The 14,073-nt window shown below is 73.6% G+C and carries 6 protein-coding genes; 4 read left to right on the top strand and 2 right to left on the bottom strand.

Annotated elements, in window-relative coordinates:
• Nucleotides 1-206: 206 nt before the first annotated feature.
• Genes ACGFNF_RS21515 through ACGFNF_RS21505 form a run of 3 tightly spaced genes read left to right on the top strand, consistent with a single transcriptional unit; the run spans nucleotide 207 to nucleotide 10,640 of the window.
• Nucleotides 207-2,729 carry a beta-ketoacyl synthase N-terminal-like domain-containing protein gene (locus ACGFNF_RS21515; protein WP_393170167.1) on the top strand — a complete coding sequence of 841 codons (2,523 nt, stop codon included), beginning with the start codon at nucleotides 207-209 and terminating at the stop codon, nucleotides 2,727-2,729.
• Nucleotides 2,726-9,640, top strand: a complete 6,915-nt coding sequence (locus ACGFNF_RS21510) for a condensation domain-containing protein (RefSeq protein WP_393170165.1) — start codon at nucleotides 2,726-2,728, stop codon at nucleotides 9,638-9,640. The genes ACGFNF_RS21515 and ACGFNF_RS21510 overlap by 4 nt, the downstream gene beginning before the upstream one ends.
• Nucleotides 9,606-10,640, top strand: a complete 1,035-nt coding sequence (locus ACGFNF_RS21505) for a MupA/Atu3671 family FMN-dependent luciferase-like monooxygenase (RefSeq protein ID WP_393170163.1) — start codon at nucleotides 9,606-9,608, stop codon at nucleotides 10,638-10,640. The genes ACGFNF_RS21510 and ACGFNF_RS21505 overlap by 35 nt, the downstream gene beginning before the upstream one ends.
• 8 nt (nucleotides 10,641-10,648) lie before the next feature.
• Here the strand turns inward: ACGFNF_RS21505 and fabD are convergent, their stop codons facing one another.
• On the bottom strand, nucleotides 10,649-11,602 hold the full coding sequence (fabD, locus tag ACGFNF_RS21500; RefSeq protein WP_393170161.1) for an ACP S-malonyltransferase: 954 nt from the start codon (nucleotides 11,600-11,602) through the stop codon (nucleotides 10,649-10,651).
• Between the two features lie 9 nt (nucleotides 11,603-11,611).
• Between fabD and ACGFNF_RS21495 the strand changes: the two genes are divergently transcribed.
• Complete coding sequence (locus ACGFNF_RS21495; protein ID WP_393170159.1) at nucleotides 11,612-13,015, top strand: MATE family efflux transporter; 1,404 nt, start codon at nucleotides 11,612-11,614, stop codon at nucleotides 13,013-13,015.
• Between the two features lie 213 nt (nucleotides 13,016-13,228).
• On the opposite strand, the gene ACGFNF_RS21490 is transcribed toward ACGFNF_RS21495, so the two are convergent.
• Nucleotides 13,229-14,053, bottom strand: coding sequence for a phytanoyl-CoA dioxygenase family protein (locus tag ACGFNF_RS21490; RefSeq protein WP_393170157.1), 825 nt, complete (start codon nucleotides 14,051-14,053; stop codon nucleotides 13,229-13,231).
• Between the last annotated feature and the right edge of the window lie 20 nt (nucleotides 14,054-14,073).

The following is a 14,073-nucleotide window of genomic DNA, read 5'->3' as shown; positions in this document are numbered from 1 at the left end:
GCCGACCGGCCAGCGCGAAACCCATTCCCGTCGGTGCCCCCGCCGCCCGTACGGCGCCGGCAGCGTGATTTCCTGCGCCCCGCTTTCCGACCTGCGGGTCGATGCTCGACCCGGCGAACCGGCCCGGGCGTCGATCCTGTTCACCCGTGGGCAGGCGGCGGTCGAGCCGGAAGACGCGGAATCACCCTGGAGAGGTACCGACCGACATGGCTGGAACCGAGAGCCCGCACCGGACCGACGTGGCGATCATCGGCATGGCCTGCCGATTGCCCGGCGCCGCCGACATCGAGGAGTTCGCCCGGCTCGCCTTCGCGGGCGAGATCGCGACCACCACCCTCGACACGGCGGGCCAGGCCGAACGCGGTCTCGCCGAATCGCTGCGTAGGCATCCCGAGTACGTGCCGACCGCCGGCCTGCTGGACGGGATCGATCAGTTCGACGCCGCGTACTTCGGCATCGCCCCCGCCGACGCGGCGTCCATGGATCCGCAACACCGGGTGTTCCTGCAGGAAGCGGTACGGGCGTTGGACGATGCCGGGTGGTCCGGCGCCGACACCCGGTCCGTCGGGGTCTTCGCCGGGGCGGGCGAGAACCGCTACGCCGCCCGGCGCCCCGTCTGCGCCGCCGAGCCCCGACTGCCCTGGGACCTGCCCGCCGCGCTGCCCCTGCTCGTCTCGTACCATCTCGACCTGCGGGGCCCCAGCGTCTACGTCAGCTCCATGTGCTCCACCTCGCTGGCCGCGGTGCACGTGGCCCGACGCGCCCTGCAAGCCGGCGACTGCGACCTGGCCGTCGCCGGCGCCGTCTCCATCGCTTTGCCGGACAGCCACGGCTACCTCCGTCGCAACGGGGGTGTCATGTCCGCCTCCGGGCGGTGCCGGCCCTTCGACGCGGCCGCCGACGGCACCGTGCCCGGCAGCGGGGCCGGCGTGGTCGTCCTCAAGCGCCTCGCCGACGCCCAGCGTGACGGCGACAGGGTCTACGCCGTGGTCCGCGGTTCAGCGCTCAACAACGACGGTGGCGACCGGCTCAGCTTCGCCGCGCCCAGCGTGCGGGGGCAGCGTGACGTCATCCTCGCCGCGCTGGCTGACGCGGCGGTCGATGCCGCGTCGGTCTCCTACGTGGAGGCCCACGGCACCGGCACCCCGCTGGGTGATCCGGTCGAGATGGCCGCGCTGGCCGAGGCGCGGGCCAGCCTCGGCGCAACGGGTCCGTGCGCTGTCGGAGGCGTGAAGTCGGCCATCGGGCATCTCGACGAGGCGGCCGGCGTCGCCGGGCTCATCCGGGCCGTCCTCGCGGTGCGCGACGGGATCGTCCCGCCGACTCCCGGCCACGCCGATCTCAACCCGGCCATCCGGCTCGAAGACACCGGGCTGTACGTCAGTGACACCGCCCATCCCTGGCCCGCGGTGTCCGGCCCGCGCCGGGCGGCGGTCACCTCGCTCGGCGTCGGCGGCACGAACGCACATGTCGTCATCGAGGAGGCACCGGAGTCCGGCGAACAGACGCGCGTCGACGAGGACGGCGTCTGGGTACTGCCCGTGTCGGCGCACACCGAGGCCGCCTTCGCCGCGCTTCGGACCGCCGTCGCCACGTCGGATGCCACCCCTGCGGCGTTGGCGGTCACCCTCGCCCGCCGCAGGACGTTCCCGCAGTTCCGGCAAGCGGCCGTGCTGGCCACCAAGGACGAGGTCGCGGCCGCCTTCGGTGCGGTTCGGCCCGAGCCGCCCGCCAATGGCATCGTGTTCGCCCTGCCCGACACGCTGGACCCGGCCGACACGGTGCTCGAGCGTCTCGGGGCCGCTCCGTCGGCAGCTCCCGCTGCGCTGCGGCTGATCGAGGCGCTCGCCCGCCTCGGTGTGCGGGCGGACGCCCTGACCGGCGCCGGGGCCGGGGCGTTCCACGCCCTCGCCGCGGCCGGATCGGTGTCCCCGGCGGTGGCGGCCGAGTGCGCCCGCCTGCACGTCGACGGCATGCGCGTGGTCGCCAAGGGTGGCGACCTCACCCGCTGCGACGACATCGCCGAGGCGATCGCGGCAGCTCTCGCCGCCGCCGCTCCGGCACCGCTGCGCTGCGACGTCGTGCTGCGTCACAGCGGGATCGTGCTCCATGCGGGGAGCGCGCCGTCACCCGACGACCTGGCCGAGGAGGCCCGCTGCGGGTTCATGGGGCTGCTCGACGAGCCCGACGGTCGGGCGGTGCTGCCGCTGGCCGACGCGCTTGCCAGTTGGGAGTGCCTGCTGCGGATGCTCGCGTCCTGTTGGGAAGCCGGCGCCGACGTCGACTGGACCGCACTGCGGCCGCTGCCGGAGGGGCCGCGTGCCCGCCTGCCGGTGGCGTTCGACCCGCGCAGGCACTGGCTGCTCGACCGGAGCGCCCTGGTGCCGGCGGAGCCCGTGCCCGGGACGACCGGCGCGGCGCGGGTGGACATGAGCCGTGTCGACGTCGCCGCCGAACTGGCGGAGATCTGGTGCGAGGTGCTCGGGGTCGACCGGGTCTCGCCCGACGACCGGTTCTTCGAGCTCGGCGGCCACTCGATCCTCGCCGCCCGGATGCTCGCCCGCATCCTCGACCGCCTCCATGTCCGGTGCACCCTCGTGGATCTGCTCGAGCCCGAGACCCTGGCCGAGATGACCGAGCGGGTGGCCGCCCGGGTGCGGCTGTCGTCGCTGTACAGCCAGATGCGCTCCGACCACGCCCAGGACGACGCCGAGACGGTCGAGCTGTGACCGCGGACCACGCCGACCTCCCGACCGACCAGGAGGACCTGTCGGCGGTCGCTGTGGTCGGCATGGCCTGCCGCGTACCCGGTGCCGACTCGGTCGAGGAGTTCTGGCGTCTTCTTTGCGACGGTGCCGACCCGGTTGAGGACGTCCCCACCGACGAGGTCGTGGACGGTGCTCCCGGCCACGTGGCGCGTCGCAAGCGGTTCGCCGATCCGGCGCTGTTCGACGGCGAGTACTTCGGGATGACGCCGGCCGAGTGCGCGGCCACCGACCCGCAGCAGCGCTTCCTGCTGGAGACCTCGGTACGCGCACTCGAGGATGCCGCGATCGACCCCGCACGCTTCAGGGGCGACATCGGCGTCTTCGTCGGCATGAACCACTCCGACTACCTGCTGCACCACGTGTGGCCGGAGGGGTCTTCCGTACGGCGTCTGGGTTGGCACCGGGTCCTCATGGGCAACGACCGGGGGTTCGCCGCGACGCAGGTGTCCTACCGACTGGGCCTGACCGGGCCGAGCATCGCCGTCGACTGCGCGTGCTCGTCCGGCCTGGCGGCCATCCATCAGGCATGTCGGGCGCTCGTCGACTACGAGGCCGACGCCGCGATCACGGGCGGGGTGAGCATCAGGCCCACGGACTCCGGCTACACGTACGTCGAGGGCGGCATCGCTTCGCCCGACGGGGTGTGCCGGCCGTTCTCCGCCGACGCGAACGGCACCGTCTTCGGCAGCGGCATCGTGCTGTTCGTACTCAGGCGGCTCGAGGACGCCCTGTCGGAGGGCGACCGGGTGCTCGCCGTGATCCGCGGCAGTGGGATCAACAACGACGGTGGCGCCAAGACCGGTTACACCGCGCCCAGCGTCGCCGGGCAGGCGGCACTGATCCGCCGGGTGCACTCCCTCGCCGGGATCGACGCGGGCGAGATCGGTTACGTGGAGGCGCACGGCACCGGCACTGCCCTGGGCGACCCGATCGAGATCGCGGGCCTGACCGAGGCGTTCCGCGGCAGCACCGCCGGCACCGGGACCTGCCTGGTCGGTTCGGTGAAGTCGAACATCGGCCACCTCGACTCCGCGTCGGGGGCGGCCGGCCTGGCCAAGGCGCTCCTGGCCGTCCGTCACGGGTTCATCCCGGCATCGCTGCACGCGGAGCGGACCAACCCGCACATCGACTTCGCCACCACCCCCTTCCGCGTCTGCGCGGTCGGCACCCCGTGGCCCGCCGCGCGCCGTATCGCGGCGGTGAGCTCGTTCGGGGTCGGAGGCACCAACGTCCACCTGCTGGTGGAGTCCCCACCGGCCCAGGCCGCGGTGCCACCGGCCACCCCCGCGCCGATCGTGCTGCCCTTCACCGCGCGCCGGGGCGAGGATCTGGACGCGGTCGAGGCGCAACTGCGTGCCGCGCTCACCGGGGCCGACGCCGAGGCGGCTCGCGACATCGCCCACACTCTGCGTCGCGGCCACCTGCGGCACGGTCTGCGCCGCGCGCTCGTCCGGTACCCGGGCGGCGAACTGGAGTCCTTCGGGGCCGCGACGGGGACGCGCGGAGCGGCGGCGCGGGTGCGCAGCGCTCGCACGGACGGTGCGGCGTTGGACGCTCTGCTCGAGCGGCTGTCCGTGCCGGCACAGGTGCGTGACCTGGCCGCACTCGGCACGCCCGCCGCAGTCGCCCTGGCGTTCGCACACGTCTGGCGGCAGCACGACCTCGCGATCAGCGCCGTCGTGTCCGACCGGGACACCAGGGCGGCTGCGGCGGTGCTGGCCGGGGCGCTGACGTACCCGGACGGTATCGAGGCCGTCAGCCGTCTGGCCCGCGGCGCCACACCTGCCGCCGCCGCAGCGGGCCTGACCGTCCGCCCCTGCGCCGTCGCCTGGTACGACGCCGACGGCAACCAGTTCCACGCCGAGGGCCAGACCCCCGACCTCGTCGCACTGCTGGCCGGCGCCCCGCCTGCCCCCGGGCGTCGCACCCTGCCGCCGCGGGTGGACGCGGTGGTCGATCTCGTGCCCGGCCCCGGTGCCGACCCGCTACCGGAAGCGCTCTTTCCGTACGCCGCGTCCGTGAGCACGGCCGAGCCGGGTCCCGACGGCCTGCGGGTCGCCATGGCCGCCGCCTGGGTGGCCGGTGTCCTCGACGAACCCGGCCCGGCCGAGCCCGGCGCGGTCGTCACCGTGCCCGGGCATCCGTTCCGCCGCGAGCGGCACTGGATCTCGGCGCCCCGGGCCGGCGACGCAGTGCCCGCGACCACGGCGCCGACGCCCGACACCGGTGGCCCGGTCAACCCGGTGGCGGCCACGGACCCACTCGACATCGCCCTGACGGTCTTCGCCGACGTGCTCGGCAGGCCCGGCACCGGGGCCGACGACTCCCTGTTCGCCATCGGCGGTGACTCCCTCGCCGCGCTGCGGGTGGTCGCGCGCACCCGATCGCTCGTGGGGGTGGACGTCCGCGTCGGCTCGTTCATGGCCGCTCCCACCCCCCGTACTCTGGCAGCGCTCGTCCGCACCGCCGCCTCCGTGTCCGAGGCGGCCGAGGCGGACACGCCCACCGCCCCGGGGCCGGTTCCGCTGACCGCCCTGCAGCGGCGGTTTCACTTCCTGTCCCAGCTGCCCGGCGCCGCCGAGGCCTACCACGTGCCGATCCTGGCCGACCTGCGCGGTCCACTGGACATCGAGGCCCTGCGCGCCGCCGCCGGCGACGTGGTGCGTCGACACGAGAGCCTGCGCCTGTCCGTGACGGATACCCCGGACGGGCCCGTGCAGCAGGTGGTGCCCGCCGGCCCGGTGCCGGTGCCGGTGGTCGACTGCGGCAGCGAGCAGGAGTTGCAGGCCGAGATCACGGCGCTGCTCGACGCGCCCATCGCGCTGGACGGGTCGCCCCTGACCGCCCGCGTCCTGCGGATGGACCCGCAGCGGCACGTACTAGCCGTGGCCGTGCACCACATGTTCGCCGACGCCCGCTCCACCGGCATCTTCCTGCACGACCTGTACGCGTACTACCAGCAGCGCACCGGTGGCGCGCCGGCCGGTCTGGCGCCGATCGACGGGGTCTTCCTCGACTACGTGCGGGCCGAGAACCGTTGGCTCGACTCGGCCGAGGCCGCCCGCCAGCTCGCCTACTGGACCCGGGAGCTGCGCGGCGCGCCCGAGGCGCTGGAGTTGCCCGCGGACCGCCCTCGCAGCGCCGAACCGTCGTTCCGTGGCGGCCGGCGCGGGTTCGCGCTCGCCGGTGCCGACGACGGACTGCGCCGGCTGGCCGGCGAGGAGGGCGCCACCCCCTTCGCGGTCATGTTGGCCGTGTTCGGGTTGTTCCTCAGCCGGGTCGGCGCGGTGCGCGAGGTCGTGGTGGGGGTGCCCGTCTCGGGCCGGCACCGGCCACGCACCGAGCACCTCATCGGCAACTTCGTCAACACCCTGCCGCTGCGGCTGCGCGTGGAGCCGGACGACGACTTCCGCTCGCTGGTACGTCGTACGGCCTGTGCCCAGCGCGACGGCCTGGACAACCAGGACATCCCGTTCGAGGTGCTGGTCAGGTCGGTGCGGAGCGCCCGCGAGATGTCCGCCGCGCCGTTGTGCCAGGTGCTGTTCAACATGCTCGACACCGCCTCGTCGCGGCCCGACGGTCCCACCGGGCTCAGCGTGGAGGCGGTGCCGTTCGACACCGGCGGCAGCCCGATGGAGCTCCAGCTGGACTGGTGGCTGACGGACGACGGCGTCAACGCCCGCCTGCTGTACTCCGACATCTTCGCGGAGCAGACCGTCGCCCGCTGGGTGCAGATGCTGCGCACCATCGTCCGGGAGGCACTGGCCAAGCCCGACACCCGGTTGCGCGACCTGCCCGTCGAGCCGCCGTCCGCGCGCGCCTGGTCGGCCGCGGCCCTCACCGGGCCCCGCACCGAGGTGCCCGCGGGGCCCGTTCACGCGTGGTTCCTCGACGCCGCGGCGCGGCACCCCGGCAGCCTGGCAGTGACCGACGGGACGAGGTCGTTGACATATCGCGACCTGGCCGAGATCTCCGGCGGCATCGCCCAGGAGCTGCACCGGCGCGGGGTCGACCGGGGCGACGTGGTCGCGATCGCGATGCGCCGCGAGGTGTCGGCGGTCTGCGCCCTGCTCGGCGTGCTGCGCGCGGGTGCGACTCCGGCCCCGGTCGACCTCAACCACCCGCCCCGGCGGACCGCAGCGATCCTGGCCGACTGCGGTGCGAGCGTGGTGTGCGTCGACTCCGGGGACACCCTCGACATCACGGCGGGCCTGAACCGGTACGACCTGTGCGAACCGACCGCGGTCGGGCGCTGGGCCGGACGCCTGCCCGGGGACGATGTGCCGGGCGACGTCGGCGCCTACCTGACCTACACGAGCGGCACCACCGGACGGCCGAAGGGGATCCACTTCCCGCACGTGGCGCTGGCCAACCTGATCAACTGGGAGACCGGCGGCCTGACCCGGCCCGTGCGCTTTCTCCAACTGGCGTCCTTCGGTTTCGACGCGGCGTTCCACGAGACCTTCGCCGCGCTCTGCGCCGGAGGCTCCCTGCACATCGCGACCGACGAGGTCAAGCACGACCACGACCTGCTGCTGCGCTTCATCGCCGAACAGCGGGTGAGCAAGGCGATCCTGCCGGTGTCGCTGCTGCACGCGCTGGCGGCCCGCCCCGCGGCCGACCGGGCCCTGCTGGCATCACTGCGCGAGATCGCCTCGACCGGGGAGCAGTTGCGCGTCGGCGAGTCGCTCGTCGCGTTCTTCACGGGGCTGCCCGACTGCGCGCTCATCAACAACTACGGTCCGGCCGAGACCCACGTGGTCACGTCGTACCGTTTCGGCGCGACGCCGGAGGACTGGCCGCGGTACGCACCGATCGGCCGCCCGATCGACAACGTGGTGCTGCGCGTCGTCGACGAGAACGGCGTGGACGTGCCGCGCGGCAGCGTCGGCGACCTGGTCATCGCCGGGCCGTGTGTGGCTACCGGCTACACCGACGACGCCGGCCCGGCCGGGCACCGGTTCGGCCACGAGGGGCCTGGTGGGGCGCGCAGCTACCGCAGCGGCGACCGGTCCCGACTACTTGCCTCCGGAGACCTGCTGTTCCTGGGCCGGGCCGACCAGCAGGTCAAGATCCGCGGATTCCGGGTGGAGCTGGGTGAGCTGGAGGTGGTGCTCCGGCGGTCGCCGGAGGTCGCGGACGTCGCCATCGTCGCGCAGGGCGACGAGGGCCACCGTGCGCTGCACGCGTACCTGGTCCTCGACGGTCCGCCCGAACCGACTGTCTCCCGCCTGCGCGAACGGCTACGCGAGGAACTGCCGTCATACATGATTCCGGCGTCGTTCACGGTCGTGCCCGCGCTGCCGGTCAACGCCAACGGCAAGGTGGACGTGGCCCGGCTGCCCCGACCGGCGGCACGGGTCGACGTGCTGGCTGATGCCCCTGGCACCGGTCTAGGGCAGCGCGTCCTCGCGCTGTTCCGCGAGGCCCTGGAACGGCCGGGGCTCGGCGCCGACGAGGACTTCTTCGAGGCCGGCGGCCATTCGCTGCTGGCGACCACGCTGGTCCACCGCGTGCGCACGGAGTTCCGCGTCGCACTGAGCGTGCCGGAGTTCTTCCGCGCCAGCACCCCGGCCGCCGTCGCGAAGCTGGTCGAAGCCCGCAGCGGTGGCGAGCGGACCCCGCCGACCGGGGTCGAGCTGCCCGCTCCCGTACTGCCGCAGGCACCCCCGCCCGGACTGGCGTGGCTGCTGACGACGCCGCACCCGACGCACCAGAAGACCTTCGTCTACCAGGCGGACGGCCCGGTGGACCCGGTACGCCTGCAACGGGCGCTCGACGCCGTGGTGCGCCGGCAGGCGGCGCTGCGATTGCGCCGGGTGGGTGAGCGGCTCGTGCTCGCCACCGATGCGGTCGAACTGCGCCAGGTGGACGGTCCCGACGACCCTCGTGCCCTCCACGACCTGCTCCAGGCCGACCCGCTGGACCTGAGCAGCAGCCACCCGGTCCGGCTGGTGCTGGCCCGGGCGTCGCAGGAGCGCAGCCTGCTCGGGCTCACCCTGCACAAGGCCGTGCTGGACGGGCGTGGCCTGGGCGTGTTCCTGGACGAGCTGGTCATGGCGTACGACGCCCCGGCCGCGCTGGGTCCCGAGGACGACGGTTTCCTGCGTCATCTGACCTGGCGCAACGGGCCGCACGCGCCGGTCGCCCGGGCCCGGGCGGTGCTGGTCCGGGGCGGCTGGGCGTCGCCGCCGGGCGGATCGCTCCCGGCAGCCACGACGGCGGCGGTCACGCGGTCCCGATGGGCGCCCAGCACGGCGCTGCAGTCGGCGATCCGCCATGTCTGCGGCGAGCTGCGGATCACGCCGTTCACCGTCCACCTGGCCGCGTTCGCCGCCGCGCAGGCCCGCCTGGACGGCGGCGAGGCCGTGCTCGCCGTGCCCATGGACGGCAGGACGGGCCCCGAACTCGACGCCACGGTCGGTGGCTTCGCCAGCATCGTCCCGCTGCGCGTCGCGCTGCGGTCGCAGGTGCCCGCCGGCGAGCTGTTGGCCGACGTCCGCACCCGCGTCGAGGAGTTGTTCGAACTGCGGGCGCTGCCGTTGGCCGACGCGGCCGGCGCCACGACGCCGGGCGGCCACCTCGGGCCGCCTGTGATGTTCAACTACGCGCGCGCCGGGCGTGGTCCTGCCCGCCTCGGCGCCGCCAGCCTGGTCCCGGTCGGCCCGGATCTGCTCGAACCCGAACTGCGCCTGCACTTCGCCGTGTACGACTCGGCGGAGTCGTTCCAGGTCGTCGCCCGGCAGGCCGGCGGCCCCGCCGTGCTCGACGCCTACCGCGAGGCGTTATACGCGATCGTGTTCGACCCCCGCACCCCACTGCCGCAAGGAACCCCTCATGAAGTTCAGCCTCTTCTTCTTCGCCAGCGGTGACGACGCCGCCGAGCAGCTCCGCCTGCTGCTGGAGGCGGCGAGGTTCGCCGACGCGCACGGATTCGAGGCGGTCTGGACGCCGGAGCGGCACTTCCACGAGTTCGGCGCGCCGTTCGCCAACCCGGCGGTCACCGGCGCCGCGGTCGCCGCGGCCACCCGGTCCGTTCACGTCCGCGCGGGCAGCGTGGTCCTGCCGCTGCACGACCCGCTCCGGGTGGCCGAGGAATGGTCCATGGTGGACCAGCTCTCCGGAGGTCGGGCCGGGCTCGCGTTCGCGTCCGGCTGGAACCCGCGCGACTTCGTGCTCGCGCCGCAGCGCTTCGCGGACCGCCGGGAGAACATGCGCGCCGCCATCGCCGAGTTCACCCGGCTGTGGGCCGGCGGGTCGGTCCCGCGTACCGACCCGGCCGGGCAGGTCGTCGAGGTCCGCAGCTACCCGCGGCCGGTGCAGCCGCTGCCGCCGTTGTGGCTGACCGCCGCCGGATCGCCGTCGACCTTCTCACTCGCCGGCGAGTTCGGCGTCGGCGTGCTGACCCACCTGCTGGGCCAGTCGTTCGACCGCCTGGAGGCCAACCTCGCCGAGTACGGCGACGCCATGGAGCAGCACGGCCACGACGCCGGCAACGAGCGGGTGGCGCTCATGGTGCACACCCTCCTGGCGCCATCGGTCGAGGAGGCGGTCGCCGTGTCACGGTCGCCCATGACGGCGTACATGCGCACCTCGATGGACCTGTTCGCGGTCAACCGTCCGGGGTCGCCCGCCGTCGACGAGTTGTCCCCGGCCGAACTCGACGAACTGCTGGAGCACGCCTTTCAGCAGTTCGTCGGCGAGCGCTGCCTGATCGGCTCGGTCGACAGCTGCGTGCCGCTGGTCGAGCGAGCCGCCGACCTGGGTGTGGACGAGCTCGCGTGCCTCATCGACTTCGGCGTCGGCGCAAACGAGGTGCTGCGTGCTCTGCACCACCTGGCCGAGCTCAAGAACCGCTGCGCCGAGCTGTGACCGGTCGGCTAGGCCGGGGCGCGCAGGTGGACCGCCGCCGCGTCGAGCTGCGCGCTGGTGCCCGCGGGCACCGTAGGGATGCCCGGGGCGATCGCGCGGCCGAGGTTGGTCAGCACGCGGCCTGCGCCGACCTCGACGAACGTGCTGACCTCCTGCTCGGCGAGCGCGCGGACGACCTCGTGCCAGCGCACGGGCGCGCAGAGCTGACGTTGCAGTGCCGCGGCGGCCGACCGCCCGTCCATCAACGGCTGTGCGGTGACCGTGGAGACGACCGGAATCCCCGGCGTGGCGAAGGCGACCTCGGCCAGGGCCGACGCGAACTCCTGCTCGATGTCACGCATGAGGCTGCAGTGGAACGGCGCCGAGACCTTGAGCGCGACCACGTCGGCACCAAGTTCGCGGGCGGCGGCGCTCGCCGCCGCGACCCCGGTCGTGGTGCCGGAGACGACCGTCTGGCGTTCGGAGTTGTAGTTGGCCACCTCGACGGTGCCGTCGCCCGTGCGCGCCACTCGGGCGCAGATCTCCTCGACGCGGGCGGCGTCGATGCCGAGCACCGCCGCCATCCCGCCGGGGGCCGCCTGCCCGACCCTGGACATCAGCTGCCCGCGGCGGTGCACCAGGCGCAGCGCGTCGGTCCATTCCAGCACTCCTGCGGCGACCAGCGCGGTGAACTCGCCGAGGCTGTGTCCGGCCGTGACGGACGGCTCCAGGCCACGTTCGCGCAGCAGTTCGAGGGCGATCAGGCTGGTGAGCAGGATGGCCGGCTGGGCCACCGCCGTGTCGCGCAACTCGTCGGCCGAACCCTGCAGGCACAGTCGGCGCAGCGGCATGCCCAGCAGATCGTCGGCGATGTCGAGGTAGGGCGTGCGCGATCGGGCGTCAGCAGCGGCGAGTTGGGCGGCCATCGCGGGCCTCTGCGAACCCTGGCCAGGAAATAGCGCGGCGAACCGATATGCGAGCATGTCTCCAGCTTGGGTCGCCGGCCGGACCGCAGTCAATTGATCAGCGACAATAGCCGAAGACCGGAGGACTCCGTGACCGAACATGAACCGGCAGACCAGCGCGGCGACGCGAGAAAGATCGTCGCAGTGGCCGCGCCGCTGTACCTTTCGATGATCGCGGCGTCCGTCAGCGCGCTGGTGAACACGGCCGCACTGGGCCGGTTCGGCACGGTTGCCCTCGCGGCGTTCGCGCTGACCGGCGCCGTCTACTTTCCGGCGACCGCCGCAGTCACCGGAGCGGTGCGCGGCGTCATGCCGTTCGTGTCGGCGTCGGCCGACGACCGGGACAGCGTGATCAAGGTGGTCCGCGACGGTACCTGGCTCGCCGTCACGATCGGCCTGCTCGGCGCGGCCGCCGTGTCCGGGGCGGGCCTGCTGGCGCGTTCCAGTGGCGTACCGGACGAGACGATCGCCGAGCTGGGCTACTTCCCGCTGCTGATGGCCGGGTCCGTGCTGCTGGGCTCGATCGGCGCGATGGCCTCCTCGAGCCTCGTCGGCCTGGGGCACAGCAAGATCGTGATGCGGGCCGGTCTGGTCGCGGCCGCGTGCACGGCCGTGCTGTCGTTGCTGCTGGTCAACGGCATCGGGCCGCTGCCGGCCCTCGGACTGGTGGGCTCGGGCGTGGCCATGCTGGTGGCGAACCTGGCCACCTGTGTGATGACCGTGCTCGGCCTGTGCGCCAAGCTCGACATCCCGTTGTCGGGCCTCGCCGTGGCCAGGCTGCACCCTGCCCGGGTGCTCGAATTGGCCAAGGTCGGCATCCCCATGGCCGGCACCGTGCTGGTCAAGTTCGGCGTCCTCGGCGTGCTCGCGTTCGCCGCCGCCCGGATCAGCACGACCGCCGCCGCCGCGCACAGCATCGCCACGGCGCTGGTCGGTCTGACCTTCACTGCTGCCGTCGCGATCGGTCAGGCGGGCATCCCGCTCGTCAGCAGCCGGGCCGCGACCGCCGACATCCCGGGCGTACGCCGCAGCGTGCGGGCCGGACTGCTGGTCGCCGCCACCGTGGTCGGGACGCTGTGCGCACTGCTGGTCGTCCTGCGTCCCGTGTTCCTCCCGCTGTTCACCGTGGATCCCGACGTCCGCGCGGTGATGGTCGGTCTGCTGCCGGTCGTGGCCCTGGCCATCCTCGGTGACGGTCTCCAGGCCGTCCTCGGCTTCGGCCTCACCGGCCTCAAGCGCACCGTGCCGAGCTTCCTCGTGTTCTCCGTCCTCTATGGCGTGCTCGCCGTGATCGCCCTGCCGGTCGCCTCCGCCACGGGCATCATCGGGCTCTGGACCGCGCTCGTGGTGATCAACGTGCTGGTCGGGATCGGCCAGGGCACCGCGTTCCTGCGCGTCAGCGGCGGGCTACGGAAGCCGGCGCCCGTGTGACGAGCCCGTCGCGCTCCACCGTGTCCGCAGCGGTCGCGCGAGCGGTCCGCTGCGGACACGGATGACGCACCCGATCGCCTCGGCGGACGGCGACGGGTGCGTCGTCCGCCGGTTCGCGCGGCGGCGGGCCCGGCGTGACCCGGGCCCGCCCAGGCCCGGCGGCCCCGGGTCACGCCGTGGGAAGCCGGCCCGGTCCGACGGCGGCCGGCGGCTTCAGGCGCTCGCCGCGACGAGGGTGAGGCGGTCGTCCGGGCCGGCGGTGATCGGCGTGGTGTCCCGCGACACCAGGAACTCCGGCCGCGTCGGGGCTGCCGGCGCGTTGTCGACCCTGTTGTACGTGATGAGCAGCAACGCGCGTCGGTCGGGCGAGCCGTTGTTGGACGACGAGTGCAGGATGCTGGGGTGGAAGGCGTTGATCGTCCCGGCGGGACCGGTCATGCGCAGGCTGCCCTTGGCCGCCATCAGCTCGGCCGCGCGCTCGTCGCTCACCGTGTAGGTCAGCGTCGTCGACACGTGCTCACGCCAGTGCTTGCCCCGTTGCGCCTCCGCCTGGGGCAGGTCGTAGATGCCGTCGTTGTGCGACCCCGGCACGACCAGCAGTGGCCCGTTTCCGTCGTGCACGTCGTCCAGCGAGATGGCGATGTTCACGGCCGCGGGCCGGGGCATGCCGTCGTCGAGGTGCCAGAACGAGAAGTCCTGGTGCCACGGCCAGGCCGCCCCCTCCTCCGCCTGCTTGAGGTTGACCTTGAACTGGTAGACGTACACCTCGCCGCCGACCAGCGTCTCGGCCAGGCGCACCAACTCCGGCGTCCGCACCAGAGCTGCGCACAGGTCGTCGAAGGCGTGGCAGCCGTGGACCGCGCGCACCGTGGCGCCGTCGTCCTCGTGGACGACCTCGGGTCGCGCCGTCGCGCACAGCTCGTCGATGCGTTCGCGGACAGCCGAGACGGAGGCGGCGCTCAGCCGCGCTGCCGGCGAGCACCAGCCATGCTCCTCGTAGCGGGAGCGCAGCGCGGCAAGGTCGGTCGGGGAGAACATCATCTCTTCGCGACTCCGCT

It is taken from the genome of Micromonospora sp. NPDC048868, assembly GCF_043198195.1.
GTDB lineage: Bacteria > Actinomycetota > Actinomycetes > Mycobacteriales > Micromonosporaceae > Micromonospora > Micromonospora reichwaldensis.
This window is presented reverse-complemented; position numbering and strand designations above follow the sequence as displayed.

What these genes read in the sequence shown, in the direction of transcription:
- ACGFNF_RS21515 (WP_393170167.1), top strand. Translation starts at nt 207, where the DNA reads ATGGCTGGAACCGAGAGCCCGCACCGGACCGACGTGGCGATCATCGGC.
- ACGFNF_RS21505 (WP_393170163.1), top strand. Translation starts at nt 9,606, where the DNA reads ATGAAGTTCAGCCTCTTCTTCTTCGCCAGCGGTGACGACGCCGCCGAG.
- fabD (WP_393170161.1), bottom strand. Translation starts at nt 11,602, where the DNA reads ATGCTCGCATATCGGTTCGCCGCGCTATTTCCTGGCCAGGGTTCGCAG.
- ACGFNF_RS21490 (WP_393170157.1), bottom strand. Translation starts at nt 14,053, where the DNA reads ATGTTCTCCCCGACCGACCTTGCCGCGCTGCGCTCCCGCTACGAGGAG.